We start from the raw sequence: 13,696 nt of genomic DNA, 5'->3' as shown, positions 1-13,696 counted from the left end.
GTCTAACGTGAGTCAAACGACGTAACTGCGCGTCACAACCGTCGCGAGCTCGGTGCGCGACGAGACCCCGACCTTCGGATATATCCGGTACAAATGACTGCTGATCGTGCGCGGCGAGACAAACAGCCGCCCGGCGATCTCGCGGTTGCTCAATCCCTCCGCCACCAGCCGGGCCACCTGCAGCTCCTGCGGCGTCAGCTGGTCGGTGGCATCGGTGGTACGCCGGCGCGTCTCACCCGACGCCCGCAACTCCGCCTGCGCGCGCTCGGCCCACGGACGGGCACCCAGGGCGTCGAAGGTCTCCACCGCCGCGCGCAGGATCGGCCGGGCCAGCGCCGGGCGGCGCCGTCGCACCCGGCTGCCGTACGCGAGTTGCAGCCGCGCCCGCTCGAACGGCCATTCGCTCAGCTCGCCGCCCAGCGCCGCGCCCAACTCCTCGTCGGCGTCGGCCAGCATCGCCCGCGCGCAGGTCAGGCCCACGGTCAGCACCGAAATCCCGGTGATCGACTCGACCTCCCGCACCCGCCGCGCGACGCTGTCCCGCCGGTCGCTGGCCACGCCCGCCTCGGCCAGGTGCGCGAGCACGAACAACCGCAGGTACGGGTGGTAGCCCGGCCCGGACGGCTCGAAGATCGCGTCGAACTCCTCGTGCGCCTCGGCGAACCGCGCGTCCGCCAGCGCCTGCACGCCCCGCGCGATCCGCACCAGCCCGAGCAGCGTGTGCGCGCCGATCGACAGCAGCACCTGCTCGGCCTTCTCGGCCAGCATCCGGGCCTCGTCGCCGTTGCCGCGCAGCGCTTCGCCCTGCGCCCGGGACAGCATCGCGGTGAGCATGAAGTTGCGCTGCCCGGTGTCCGCGGCCAGCTCCTCCGCCTCGGCCGCCGCGGTCCGGGCCAGCGACGCGTTCCCGCGCTGCGCCGCGATCCAGGCCTGATTCACCAGGGCCTGGGTCAACGTCACCAGGTGTCCCTGCTCGCGCAGCAGCTCGACGGCGTCGGCGGCGAGCTGAGCCGCCGGCCCGAGCGCCCCGACCCCGCTCGCGCCGGTGCTGATCTCGTGCATCTCGTACGCGGTCAGGTCGATGCGCCCGAGCAGCTCCCGGGTCCGCGCCACCACCTCGGCGCCACGCTCCAGCGGGGCGATCAGGCCGAGCGCGCCGACCAGCCGCGGCGTCGACGGTGGCAGGCCGAGGCTGTCCAGCAGGGCCAGCATGCCCGCGCGCAGGTCGGCGTCCGGGTTCGAGTGGTACGTCCGCAGGGCCACCCGCCACAGCGTCAGCAGCGACTGCCGGGGCCGTCCGGCGTCGCGCAGCCGGATCGTCGCGTCCAGGTGGCCGCGCAGCCGGGACGCCCCCGACCACGTACCGCCGCGGGTGGTCTCCGAGACCAGCCACAGCAGCACCTGGTCGTCCGGGCTGAGCTCGTCGATCAGCACCTGCGGGAGCAGCTTGTCGACCCGGGCGAGGTCGCCGGTCTCCAGCGAGCTGACCGCGGCCTGCAGCAGCATCGCGGACCGGCGGCCGGGCACCGAGGTGAGCCGCGCGGCGCGTTCCCAGGCCTGCCGCGCCGGGCCGGGCGCGCCGCGGTCCATCAGCCGTCTCGCGAGCCGGCCGAGATCCTCGGCGAGCCCGTCGTCGGTGCCGACGGTGGCCGCCGCGCGGTGCCACACGGCGCGGTCCGGGTCGCCGGCCACCCCGGCCAGCGCTGCGTGCGCACGCAAGCGTTGCGAGAGGCTGGCGCCCTCCCGGATCGCCGAGCGGACCAGCGGGTGCCGGAAGTGCAGCCGGAACGCGTCGTCGACGTCGATGAGCCGGGCCGCGATCGCCGGTTCCGCGTCCTCGACCGTCAGCGGCTCGTCCCCGCCGAGCGCCCCGGCCGCCAGGAACTCGTCCAGCCGGTCACCGTCGTCCAGCGCCGCCACCAGCAGCAGCGCCCACGTCCGCGGCGGCAGCTCGCGGGCGGCCGCGCCGAACGCGCGTTCCAGCCGGGTGGTCAGCGGCAGCGTCGCCAGCAGCAGACCGTCCGCGCCGGCGCGCGCGGCGGCCACCGCGAGCTCGGCGAGGGCCAGCGGGTTGCCGGCCGCCTCGGCGAGGACCCGGCCGCGCAGCAGCGGCGACAGCCCCGGCGACAGGTCGCCGAGCAGCGCCGCCGACTCCTTCTCGGACAGCGGCTCCACCCGCAGCTCCAGCGCGCCCAGCCCGTCGAGGCGTGCCTCGGTCTCGGCGCCGTCGCGCATGCCCAGCAGCACCACGATCGGGTCCGACTCGACGTGCCGGCCGGCGAAGCCCATCGCCGCCCAGCTCGCCGAGTCGAGCCACTGCGCGTCGTCGACCACGATCAGCAGTGGACGGTCGGCGGCCCGCACGGTCGCGGCCCGGCGCAGGGCGAGGCCGAGCTGGAACTCGTAGCGTTCGTCGTCGCCGGGCTCCGGCACCGGCTCGGTCCCGCCGAGCATGCCGAGCAGGGTGAGCGCGGCCGCGAACGGCATCCGGAACTCGGACTGCACCCCGACCAGCGAGAGCGTGTCGATCCCGCGCCCGGCCGCCTCCCGGGCGGCGGCCGCGAGCAGCGACGATTTGCCGATCCCCGCGCCGCCGCGCACGACGAGCAGCCCGGGCCGATCAGGCAGGCGAGACACCACCCGCCGGATCGCCGACAGCTCCGCCTGCCGGCCCCGGAGATCGTCAGTCACCGCCCGAGACTACGTCCGGACGCCGGCTAGTTGCCGAAGACGACCCGGTGGCGGTCGCGGGCCCGGGTCAGGTGCTCGCGCATGGCGACCTCGGCGGCGTCCGCTTCGTGGTCGCGGATGGCGGCGGCGATGCGCTGGTGCTCGTCGTTGGTGACGGCCGTCTGGGCGTACGGGAAATAGCGCCGGTGCAGGTGCAGGTGGGAATGCAGGCGGCCGATGCTCTCGTGCAGCAGCGGGCTGCCGGACGCCGCCGCGACCAGGTCGTGCATCTGCGCGTCGAGCGTGGTGAACGCCGCGTGCCAGGCCTGGTCGTCGCCGTCGCCGGCGGACACCGTGCGCGCCGCCGCGACCACCAGTTCGGCGCGCTGCTCGTCAGTGGCCCGTGCCGCGGCCCAGCGCGCCGCGGCCGGCTCCAGCAGCAGGCGCATGTCGAACAAATCCTCGAACTCGGCGACCGTGAGCAGCGGGGAAACCGTGTAACCGGCCAGCGGGCGCTTGCGCACCAGCCCCTCGGACTCGAGGCGGGCCAGTGCCTCCCGCACGGGCGTGGGGGAGACCTCGAGCTCGCGGGCGAGACCGTCGATGTTCATCCGGTCGCCGGGCGTGAGCGTGTGCTCCAGGACCGCCGCCCGCAGCGTCTGGTAGACGTCTTCGCCCAGCGTGGAGCGCTTCAGGCGGGACAGGGACATGCCGCCACCTTCCTCGTGTTACGTGATCTTTTCCAGTTTGTGTCTTGACGTGGATCGATGTGACCGAGTACACAACAGGAAAGATCCTATAGGATCTACTATCCGGAAAGGAAGCCGTGCATGAAGCGGTCCGCGCTCCTTCGTCTCGGCACCGCGGCGACTGCGCTCCTCCTGGTCACCGCCGGTTGCACCAAAAAGAGTGACAACGACGAGTCCGCGGCGACCAGTCGCGGGCCTGAGCAAGTGAAGATCGCGCTGATCCCCGGTGGCGCGCACCCGTACTTCCAGCCGTGGAAGGACGCGGCGGCCACCGCCAAGACCGAGCTCAAGCTCGGCGACGTCACCTTCAACGAGACGTCGGACTGGGACCAGACCAAGCAGAACGACGTGATCAAATCGCTGGCCGCGCAGGGCTACAACGCGTTCGGCATCTTCGGTGTCTCGCCGGAGAACATCAACTCCACCTTCGAGGACCTCAAACGGCAGGGCTTCGCGGTCGGCTCGCTGGCCTCCTGCCCGGCCGGGGACGTCGACAAGGCCGACTTCTGCCTGTCCACCGACACCGGTGAGGCGGCGTACAAGGCGACCAAGACGGCGATCGAGGCGATCGGCGGTCAGGGCACCATCGCGCACCTGACCGGCAACAAGGTCGACTCCAACACCCAGCGCCGGATCGAAGGCGTGCAGAAGGCGGTCGACGAGACCGGCGGCAAGGTGAAGGTGATCCAGACGGTCACCGACATCGACACCGACCTGCAGAGCGCACAGAAGGCCGTCGCCGACCTGCTCGCCGCCAAGGGTAAGCAGATCAACGGCATCGTCACCACGGCCTACAACCCGGCGGTGGCCGCGGCCGAGGGCGTCAAGCAGACCAAGCTGCCGATCAAGGTGATCGCCATCGACGACGACAAGACCATCCTGGACGGCATCAAGGACGGCGCGGTCGCCGGCACCGTCGTGCAGAATCCGGTCGGTCAGGCCAGCGTCGGGTCGTACGCCTTGATGAAGCTCTCCGGGGGCTGCACCATCGCGCAACCGGGCGTGGTCATCGACTCCGGCTCGTTCGTGGTCACCAAGGCCAATGTGGACACCTACGATCAGGAACGCCAGACCAAGACGAACGAGCTGAAGACCGCGTTCGACGGCCAGTACCTGGTCTGCAAGTAATGACCGTCATCACCCACGCCGAGGCGTACCTGGTCGACCTCGCGGTCGAGACGGTACGCACCGACGCGCTGCAGACCTTCGTGAAGCAGGAGACCGTCTTCGTCGAGATCCACACCGACGACGGCGGCGCGGGGACCGGTTACAGCTACACGATCGGCACCGGCGGCACGGCGGTGCTGGCTCTGCTGACCGACCACCTGCTGAAAGCCTTGCCCGGCCGGGATCCGCGCCGGGTGGAGGCGATCTGGCGGGAGCTGTTCCGGTCCACGAAGGCCACCACGGTCGGCGCCATCACCTCGCTGGCGCTGGCCGCGGTGGACACGGCGTTGTGGGACCTGCGTTGCCGGGCCGCCGGCGAGCCCCTCTGGGTGCTCGCCGGCGGTGCCCAGGACCGGATCCCGCTCTACGACACCGAGGGCGGGTGGCTGCACCTGAGCACCGACGAGCTGGTCGCCGGCGCCAAGGACAGTCAAGCGAAGGGCTGGCCGGGCATCAAGATGAAGCTGGGCCGGTCACCCGCGGAGGACGCCGAAAGGCTTGCCGCGGTACGCCGCGAGACCGGCCCGGCGTTCGACATCATGCTCGACGCCAACCAGTCGCTGACCGCCGCCGACGCCATCCGCCGGGCGCGCCTGCTGGAACCGTACGACCCGTACTGGTTCGAGGAGCCGCTCCCGGCCGAGGACGTCGCCGGCCACCGGGCGGTGGCGCGCTCGACCAGCATCCCGGTCGCGGTCGGCGAATCCCTGTACGCCCCGGGCCAGTTCGCCGAATACCTCAAGCGGGACGCGGCCGGCGTCGTGCAGGTGGACGTCGCCCGGATCGGCGGCATCACCCCGTGGCTCAAGGTCGCGCACCTGGCCGAGGCCGCGAACGTGCCGGTCTGCCCGCACTTCCTGATGGAGCTGCACGTGAGCCTCTGCTGCGCGGTGCCGAACAGCCGGTACCTGGAACACATCCCGCAACTGCGCGCGATCACCACCGCACCACTGACCATCGTGAACGGTTACGCGCTCGCGCCCGGCGCACCCGGCCTCGGCATCGCCTGGGACCGGGACGCGATCGACGATCGGAGAGTCCGATGAGCGTCGCGACCGAGGAGGGTCGCACCGAGTCGGCCGAAACGGTGCGGAAGCCACCCCGGATCCCGTGGTGGGCCAATCCCCGCGTCGGCCTGGTGATCCTGCTGATCCTGCTGATCGCCCTGTTCACCGCGCTGCGGCCGGCGTTTCTGGACACCAAGCTGACGCTGGTGCCGCTGCAGTCGGACATCAGCGTCTACCTGGTCGTCGGCCTCGCCCAGCTCATGGTGCTCTCCCTCGGGCACATGAACATGGCGGTCGGCCGGATGGCCGCGATGAGCGCGTTCGTCATGGGCCTGGTGCACGACCAGCTGGGCGCCGGTCTCGTGGTGAGCCTCCTCCTCGGGCTGATCGCCGGCGGCCTGCTCGGGGCGCTGGCCGGGCTGATCATCTCGCGGACCGGGGTGAACTCGTTCGTCGTCACCCTCGCGATGGACTTCGCCCTGGTCGGCCTGATCACCATCCTCTACACGTCGGTCACCGACGGGGTGGCATTCCCGACGCTGCCGGCCGGGATGGACGCGCTGCGCTTCGACACGTTCGCCGACTACTGCCTCGGCGACGTGTGCGGTCCGCGCATCCCGCTGGTCGTGCCGTTCGCGGTGGCCGCCGCGTTGCTGGTCGGCCTGCTGTTCCGGTTCTCCCGGCTGGGCCGCGAGATGCTGATGACCGGTGCGAACATCAAGGCCGCCGAGCTGTCCGGCATCCCCACCAAGAACCGGATCGTCCAGGCGCACGCCCTCTCCGGCCTGATCGCCGGGCTGGCCGGCTTCCTGCTGGCGGCCAACAACGGCGCTTTCTCCGCCAGCATCGGCGGCGAGTTCCTGCTGCCCTCGTTCCTCGCGCCGGTGCTCGGCGGCACGCTGCTGGCCGGCGGCGCGGTCAGCGTGCTCGGCACGGTCCTCGGCGCCACCCTCACCCAGGTCATCTACAAAGGACTGAATCTGTTGCAGTTCCAGCTCGACCAGCTCCAGCTCTACATCGGACTGGTGCTGCTCGCGGCGCTGTCGCTGGACCGGGCCCGGCACGTCATCGCGGAACGACGAGGAGCCAAGCTGTGACCCGGTTCTTGCGCACCCCGGACTTCACGCTCGCCGCGATCGCCCTGCTCGGTTTCGTCGTGCTCGCGTTCGCCACCAGCGGCAACCTGCTCTCGGCCGGCACCCTCGGCGCGTTCTTCCGGTTCCTGGCCGTGCCCGTGGTGATCGGCCTGTCCCAGATGGTCGTGCTCGCGGTCGGTCAGATGAACCTCAGCGTCGGCGCGCTCACCGGCTTCTGCGCGATGGCCGCCGCGTGGCTGATGCTCGAGGCCGGGCTGCCCGCTCCCGTCGCGGTGCTCGCCGCGCTCGCCCTCGGCCTCGGCGTCGGTCTCATCAATGGTCTGCTGGTGGTATTCACCCGGATCAACGGCTTCATCGTCACTCTCGCGACGATGACCATCATCCAGGGCCTGCGGTACGGCGTGAACGGTCCCGACACGTTCCAGGGCTACTCGGCGGGGCTGCGCGCGTTCGGGCGGGCCTCGGTGCTCGGGCTGCCGGTGGTGTTCCTGTGCGCGCTGGTCGTGGCCGGGCTCGTCGGCTGGTTCTTCGCCCGCACGGTCGCCGGCCGGCGGCTGCTGGCCAGCGGCGGCAGCCCGTTCGCGGCCCGCCTGTCCGGCATCTCCAACGACCGGTCGCTGGTCGTCGCGCACGGCCTGTCCGGTCTGCTCGCCGGGGTGGCCGCGGTCATCACCGTGGCCGCGTCCGGCTCGGTCAACGCCAGCATCGGCGACGACCTGCTGCTGCCCAGCTTCGCGGCGCCGATCATCGGCGGGGTCGCGCTGGCCGGCGGCATGGTCAGCGTGACCGGCACGGTGCTGGCCGCGTTCCTGGTCCGCCTGGTCGACGTCATGCAGGCCCAGTTCGGCATCAACCCGCGCTGGATCGATCTCATCATCGGTGCGGTCGTGCTGGGCGCGGTGCTGCTCGGCACGGTCCGCCAACGACTTCATGACAGGGGGTCGACGGCCTGATGCTCGTCGCGGAAAACCTGATCAAAACCTTTCCCGGCGTACGCGCGTTGGACGGCGCCACGCTGCGGGTGTCGCCGGGCAGTGTGCACGCGCTGCTCGGCGAGAACGGCGCCGGCAAGAGCACGCTGGTCAAGGTGCTCACCGGCGTCTACCAGCCGGACGGCGGGCGGATCACGCTGGACGGCGACGACCTGCGGCTGACCGGGCCGATGGACGCACAGGCGGCCGGGATCGGCGTGGTGCACCAGGAACGCAACCTGATCCCGGCGTTCTCGGTGGCGGAGAACATCTCGCTGCACCACCTGCCGCACCGCCGGGGCGTGGTGGACCGCGCCCGGATGCGTGCCGAGGCCCGGCGCTGCCTCGGCCTGCTCGAGGTGGAGCTCGACCCGGACGCGCCGGTCGCCACGCTGTCGCCGGCGCAGGGCCAGCTCGTCGAGATCGCCAAGGCGCTCAGCCTGGAGAACCGGGTGCTGCTGCTGGACGAGCCGACCGCGTCGCTGACCGGGGACGAGGCCGACCACCTGTACGCCGTGGTCCGCCGGTTACGCGACTCCGGCCGGGCGGTGGTGCTGGTCAGTCACAAGCTGGAGGAAGTGTTCGCGGTGGCGGACACGCTGACGGTCCTGCGCGACGGGCGCAGTGTCGCGTCCGGGGAGGCGCTGGCCGGGTTCAGCCAGAGCCGCGTGGTCGATCTGATGGTGGGACGGGCGTACGAGCAAGTGGAACTGGCCCGGCGTGAGGTGAACGCCGAGGCCGTGCCGGCACTCAGATTGGCGGACGTCGCCACCGCGCACGGCCATCGCGACGTGTCGCTGGAGGTGCGCCCGGGCGAGATCCTCGGCCTGTACGGGCTGGTCGGCGCCGGCCGCAGCGAGCTGGCGAAGGCGATCCTCGGGCTGGGCCGGATCACCGCCGGAACCGTTGAGGTGCACGGGAAACCGGCCCGCATCGCGACCGTCGGCGAGGCGCTGCGCCGCTACCGCCTCGGGTACGTGACCGAGGACCGCAAGGACGAGGGCCTGTTCCTGGACCAGCAGGTGACCCGGAACATCGCGGTCACCGTGTGGCGGCGGCTGGCCCGGCTCGGACTGGTGCCGGACCGTGCCGAACGCCGGCTCGCGCTCGACTTCGTCGGCAAGCTCGACATCCGGATCTCGACGCCGCGCCAGGTCGCCGGGCAGCTCTCCGGCGGCAACCAGCAGAAGGTCAGCCTGGCCAAGTGGCTGGCCGCCGACTGCGACATCCTCATCGTCGACGAGCCGACGGTCGGCATCGACGTGCGGACCAAGGCGGCGTTCCACGAGCTCATCGCCGGGCTGGCCGCCGACGGGCTGGCGCTGCTGCTCATCTCGTCGGACCTGCCCGAGACGGTGGCGCTGGCCGACCGCATCGCGGTGATGAGCGACCTGCGCATCGCCGGGGTGCTGGACAACGACCACGACTATCCGCGGATGAGCCGCCAGATCATCCGGATGATCCACGCCGAGACGCATGCGGAGGCCGCGTGAACCCCCTCGAACGCGTCCGGATCGGCCGCACCGATGTGCGGGTGACGCGGCTTGGTCTGGGACTGGCTCCGATCGGCGGGTTGTACTCGGCCGTGGGGGACGCCCAAGCCTTCGCCACCCTCGCGGCGGGTTGGGAACTGGGCATCCGCTACTTCGACGTGGCGCCGTTGTACGGCAACGGACTGGCCGAGCAGCGGGCGGGGACGGTGCTGTCGGCTAAGCCGCGTAACGAGTTCGCACTGTCCACAAAAGTGGGACGGCTGCTGCGGCCGGGCGGCTCGGACACCCAGGCCATCTGGTCCGAACCCACATCGGTCACGCCGGTCTTCGACTTCAGCGCGGCCGGCATTCGTACGTCGTATGAGGAAAGCCTGTCGCGGTTGCGCCTCGACCGGGCGGACATCGTGCATCTGCACGACCCGGACGACCATTTCCCGGCGGCCGTGTCGGAGTCGTTGCCGGCTCTCGCCGAGCTGCGTGCCGCGGGGCGGATCGGCGCGGTCTCGGCCGGCATGAACCAGACCAGGATGCTCGCCGAGCTGGTGCGCACCGGCGAGCTGGACTCGGTGCTGGTCGCCGGCCGGTACACGCTGCTCGACCAGTCGGCCGAGGACGAACTGCTGCCGCTGTGCGAGAAACGTGGCGTGTCGGTGATCGCGGGCGGCGTGTTCAACTCCGGGCTGCTGGCCGATCCCCGGCCGGGGGCGACGTTCGACTACTCGCCGGCCGCCGCCACCATGCTGGAACTGGCGCTGGTGTGCGAGGCGATCTGCACCCGGCACGGCGTCCCGTTGCGGGCGGCCGCGATCCAGTTCCCGTTGCGGCATCCTGCGGTGACGTGCGTGCTGGTCGGGGTGCGCTCGCCGGCCGAGGTCGCGGACGCCGTCGAGATGGCGGCCCGGCCGATCCCGTCACGGCTGTGGCGGGACCTGCGCGCCGAAGGACTGATCCGATGATCGTCGACGCGCATCAGCACTTCTGGACGGCGGATTACGCGTGGCTGGCCGCGCCGGCCCTGGCTCCGATTCGGCGAGATTACGAAATATCGGATTTGAGCCCGCTGATGGCGGCGGCCGGAGTCGACCGGACCGTGCTGGTCGAGGCCGGTCGCTGCGACGCCGCCGAGACCTCGGCGTTTCTCGAGCTGGCCGGGCGGACGCCGGAGATCGCCGGGGTGGTCGGCTGGGCCTCGTTGACGTCGCCGGCGCTGGCCGCCTCACTGGACGAACACCGGGCCGGGCCGGGCGGTCATCTCCTGGTCGGGATCCGCGATCAGGTCCAGGCGTTCGGCGACGACCACCTGGACGGTGCCGCGGCGCGACGCGGCCTGGCCACGGTCGCCTCCGCCGGGCTGGTCAACGAGCTCGTGGTCCGTTCCGCGCAGCTGCCGTCGGTGGCCCGGGCGGCAGCCGGCCTTCCGTCGTCGTTGTTCGTGCTCGACCACCTCGGCAAGCCGCCGGTCGCCGCCGGGGACTGGAAAGGGTGGCGGGAGCTGATCGCGCCGGTCGCCGCCCAGCCCAACGTGGTCGCGAAGGTGTCCGGCCTGGTGGCCGAGGCGAACTGGGAGTCGTGGACGGCGGCCGACCTGCGGCCGTTCGTCGAGATCGCGGCCGAGCTGTTCGGCACGTCCCGGCTGATGTACGGCTCGGACTGGCCGGTACTCGAGGTCGCGGCCAACTACGGGCAGGTCAAGGACGTGCTGGCGGACCTGCTGGGCGGGCTGTTGCCGGAGGTGTTCGGCGGCACCGCGATTCGCACCTACCAATTGGAGATTCCGTGACCATCATTGCGGTTCGGACGTACGACGTCCGCTTCCCGACCTCGCGCGAACTGGACGGGTCCGACGCGATGAACCCCGACCCGGACTACTCCGCGGCGTACGTGGTCCTGGTCGACGAGGATCTGCGCGAGGGGCACGGATTCACCTTCACGATCGGGCGCGGGAACGAGGTCGCGCGGGCGGCGATCGACACGCTGGCGCCGATGGTGGTGGGGCGCGACGTCACGGATCTGGGGGAGTTCGCGCGGCGGCTCACGCACGACTCGCAGATCCGGTGGCTGGGGCCGGAGAAGGGCGTCATGCATCTGGCCGCGGCGGCGCTGATCAACGCGGCGTGGGATCTGGCGGCACGGCGGGCCGGGAAGCCACTGTGGCGGTTCCTGGTCGACCTTTCGCCGGCGCAGGTCGTGGACATGGTGGACTGGCGTTATCTGTCGGACGCGCTTACTCCTGGTGAGGCGATCGATCTCCTGGATGCGGCCCGTCCCGGCATTTCCGACAGGCTTGATTTATTGGGACAAAACGGATATCCAGCCTATACCACGACGCCGGGCTGGCTCGGATACGACGACGAGAAGCTGGTGCGGCTGGCCCGCCAGGCGGTCGGCGACGGCTTCGCGCAGATCAAGCTCAAGGTGGGCGCCGACCTCTCCGACGACGTACGCCGGATGAAGCTCGCCCGGCAGGCGGTGGGCGACGACGTCCGGATCGCTGTCGACGCCAACCAGCGCTGGGATGTGAGCGCGGCGATCGAGTGGGTGTCCGCCCTCGCCCCCTACCGCCCGTGGTGGATCGAGGAGCCGACCAGCCCCGACGACATCCTCGCGCACGCGGCGATCCGGCAGGCGGTGCGGCCCCTGGGCGTACGCGTCGCCACCGGTGAGCACGTGCAGAACCGCATCATTTTCAAGCAGTTGCTGCAGGCCTCCGCCGTCGACGTGGTCCAGATCGACGCGTGCCGGGTGGCCGGCGTCAACGAGAACATCGCGATCCTGTTGCTGGCCGCCAAGTTCGGCGTCCCGGTGTGCCCGCATGCCGGCGGCGTCGGCCTGTGCGAGCTGGTCCAGCACCTGTCGATGTTCGACTACGTGGCGGTGTCCGGCTCCGTCGACGACCGCACCATCGAGTACGTGGACCACCTGCACGAGCACTTCGAGGACCCGGTGGTGGTGACGAAGGGTGCGTACCAGGTGCCGACCGCGCCCGGCTTCTCGTCGCGGATGAAGGAGTCGTCGCTGACCCGGTACTCGTATCCGAACGGGCCCGCGTGGCACTGATCCGCCTCGACCTCGGCGACGGCGGCGGGTCGTCCGTCGTCGCCGCGGCCGGCGGGCCGATCCCGGCGCTGCGGCACCTGCTCGACCACCTGCAGGACCCGCCGCTGGCGTTGGTGACCGGTGCGGCCGGTGGGTCCGGCGCTCCCGGGACGGCTCGCTGCGCGGCGGTCGGCGTGTCCCCGCTCTCCGGCGCGGTGGCCGAAACCCGCGCGGAGGGCCCGTTCGCGGCCGGTCTGCGCGCGGCCGGCGTGACCGGTGTCGTGCTGCACGGGCGCGCGGCCCGGCCGGTGTGGGTGGTCGTGTCGGCGGGCCGCGCGTGGACGGAACCCGCCGATGACCTGTGGGGCCTCGAAACGGGCCCGGCGACCGACCGGCTGCTGGACCGGTACGGATCCGGGGCGGCCGTCGCGGTGATCGGCCCGGCGGGGGAGCGGCAGATCCCGTACGCGTCAATTGTCACCTGCCGCCACCACCCGCTGCCGCGCCTCGGACTCGGCGCCGATCTGGGCGCCCGCCGGGTGAAGGCGGTGGTGGCGGTCGGATCGGCACCGATCCCGGTGGCCTCGCCAGCCGCCCTCGACGCCGTGCGAGCCTCCTATATGGACGCCGAGAACACGCTTACCGCTTGGCAGCACGACCTGCCCGGTTTCGGCGTGTGGGACGGCGAACCCGGCTACGCCCCGGTCGCCGGCTTCCGCGACACCACCCGCCGCGGCGGCGTTGCGGTCGCCCCCGTGGCCGCCTCCGGCGTGGCGTCCTGCCCCGGCTGCCCCACCGACTGCATCAAGCTGTACGCCGGTGCCGGTCTCCACCAGGAAGCCCTGGCCATGCTGGGCCCGAACGCGGGCACCGACCCGTGGCCGCTGCTCTCCCGATGCGAGCAGCTCGGCCTGGACCCGGTCGAGGTGGGCGCCCGCCTGGCCGGCCCGCCGGTGACCAGCAAGGGCGTGGCGATCCCGCCGTTCGACCCGCGGGTGCAGCCGAACCTGGGGCTGGCGTACGCGGTGTCACCGATCGGCCCCCGCTACGACATGATCGAGCACGACCTGGACTTCGACCCCGAACTGGGGTTGCCGGCGAGCTTCCCGGAGATGCGCGCGCTGGGCGTCACGGTCCCGTCGCCGAGGGGCACGCTCGACGTTTTCCGCACGGCCCAGCTGATGCGGTTGTGGAGCGGGCTGGACGCGCTGGGCGTCTGCGTGTTCGCCGCCACCCCGACCCGCCCGCTGACCCTCGCCCTGGTGGCGGACCTGGTCGCGGCGGTGACCGGCACCCGGCCCGACGTGCTGGCGCTGGGCGGGACCCGGTTGCGCCTGATGTTCGAGGTGAACCGCCGCCTGCGGGTGCCCGCGTCGGCCGACACCCTGCCCGCCGTGTTCTTCGACGAGCCGGTCCGGGCCGGGCGCTACCGGGGCGCGGTACTGGACCGCCCGTCCTTCGCTACGGCGGTGGCATCCCTGCGAGCGACCCTGTCCTGACGGCCAA

11 protein-coding genes are annotated in these 13,696 nt (G+C 71.8%); 9 read left to right on the top strand and 2 right to left on the bottom strand.

Annotated features, from left to right (window positions below; all coding sequences use genetic code 11):
• Positions 1-12: 12 nt before the first annotated feature.
• Positions 13-2,691 (bottom strand): LuxR family transcriptional regulator, encoded by a 2,679-nt coding sequence (locus HH310_RS45470; protein WP_169177647.1) that lies wholly within the window; start codon positions 2,689-2,691, stop codon positions 13-15.
• 26 nt (positions 2,692-2,717) lie between these two features.
• Positions 2,718-3,380, bottom strand: a complete 663-nt coding sequence (locus tag HH310_RS22785) for a GntR family transcriptional regulator (protein ID WP_169177646.1) — start codon at positions 3,378-3,380, stop codon at positions 2,718-2,720.
• A gap of 120 nt (positions 3,381-3,500) precedes the next feature.
• Here HH310_RS22785 and HH310_RS22780 point away from each other — a divergent pair, with 120 nt between their 5' ends.
• Genes HH310_RS22780 through HH310_RS22740 form a run of 9 tightly spaced genes read left to right on the top strand, consistent with a single transcriptional unit; the run spans position 3,501 to position 13,689 of the window.
• Positions 3,501-4,547 (top strand): sugar ABC transporter substrate-binding protein, encoded by a 1,047-nt coding sequence (locus HH310_RS22780; RefSeq protein ID WP_169177645.1) that lies wholly within the window; start codon positions 3,501-3,503, stop codon positions 4,545-4,547.
• On the top strand, positions 4,547-5,632 hold the full coding sequence (locus HH310_RS22775) for a mandelate racemase/muconate lactonizing enzyme family protein (protein WP_169177644.1): 1,086 nt from the start codon (positions 4,547-4,549) through the stop codon (positions 5,630-5,632). Before HH310_RS22780 ends, HH310_RS22775 begins: the two co-directional genes overlap by 1 nt.
• Positions 5,629-6,690 (top strand): ABC transporter permease, encoded by a 1,062-nt coding sequence (locus HH310_RS22770; protein WP_169177643.1) that lies wholly within the window; start codon positions 5,629-5,631, stop codon positions 6,688-6,690. The genes HH310_RS22775 and HH310_RS22770 overlap by 4 nt, the downstream gene beginning before the upstream one ends.
• Positions 6,687-7,643, top strand: a complete 957-nt coding sequence (locus HH310_RS22765) for an ABC transporter permease (protein WP_169177642.1) — start codon at positions 6,687-6,689, stop codon at positions 7,641-7,643. The genes HH310_RS22770 and HH310_RS22765 overlap by 4 nt, the downstream gene beginning before the upstream one ends.
• Positions 7,643-9,154, top strand: coding sequence for a sugar ABC transporter ATP-binding protein (locus tag HH310_RS22760; protein ID WP_169177641.1), 1,512 nt, complete (start codon positions 7,643-7,645; stop codon positions 9,152-9,154). Before HH310_RS22765 ends, HH310_RS22760 begins: the two co-directional genes overlap by 1 nt.
• Positions 9,151-10,110, top strand: a complete 960-nt coding sequence (locus tag HH310_RS22755; protein WP_169177640.1) for an aldo/keto reductase — start codon at positions 9,151-9,153, stop codon at positions 10,108-10,110. Before HH310_RS22760 ends, HH310_RS22755 begins: the two co-directional genes overlap by 4 nt.
• Positions 10,107-10,934, top strand: coding sequence for an amidohydrolase (locus HH310_RS22750; RefSeq protein WP_169177639.1), 828 nt, complete (start codon positions 10,107-10,109; stop codon positions 10,932-10,934). The genes HH310_RS22755 and HH310_RS22750 overlap by 4 nt, the downstream gene beginning before the upstream one ends.
• Positions 10,931-12,211, top strand: coding sequence for an enolase C-terminal domain-like protein (locus HH310_RS22745; protein ID WP_312034270.1), 1,281 nt, complete (start codon positions 10,931-10,933; stop codon positions 12,209-12,211). The genes HH310_RS22750 and HH310_RS22745 overlap by 4 nt, the downstream gene beginning before the upstream one ends.
• Positions 12,202-13,689, top strand: coding sequence for an aldehyde ferredoxin oxidoreductase N-terminal domain-containing protein (locus HH310_RS22740; RefSeq protein WP_169177638.1), 1,488 nt, complete (start codon positions 12,202-12,204; stop codon positions 13,687-13,689). The genes HH310_RS22745 and HH310_RS22740 overlap by 10 nt, the downstream gene beginning before the upstream one ends.
• Positions 13,690-13,696 lie beyond the last annotated feature (7 nt).

Origin of the sequence: Actinoplanes sp. TBRC 11911 (assembly GCF_012933445.1) — a bacterium.
Lineage (GTDB): Bacteria > Actinomycetota > Actinomycetes > Mycobacteriales > Micromonosporaceae > Actinoplanes.
The sequence above is the reverse complement of the archived record's forward strand: the minus strand, read 5'-3'. Positions and strand labels throughout refer to the sequence as shown.

Coding starts and splice junctions, on each gene's coding strand:
- HH310_RS22775 (WP_169177644.1), top strand. CDS start 4,547: ATGACCGTCATCACCCACGCCGAGGCGTACCTGGTCGACCTCGCGGTC.
- HH310_RS22780 (WP_169177645.1), top strand. CDS start 3,501: ATGAAGCGGTCCGCGCTCCTTCGTCTCGGCACCGCGGCGACTGCGCTC.
- HH310_RS22760 (WP_169177641.1), top strand. CDS start 7,643: ATGCTCGTCGCGGAAAACCTGATCAAAACCTTTCCCGGCGTACGCGCG.
- HH310_RS22750 (WP_169177639.1), top strand. CDS start 10,107: ATGATCGTCGACGCGCATCAGCACTTCTGGACGGCGGATTACGCGTGG.
- HH310_RS22785 (WP_169177646.1), bottom strand. CDS start 3,380: ATGTCCCTGTCCCGCCTGAAGCGCTCCACGCTGGGCGAAGACGTCTAC.
- HH310_RS22770 (WP_169177643.1), top strand. CDS start 5,629: ATGAGCGTCGCGACCGAGGAGGGTCGCACCGAGTCGGCCGAAACGGTG.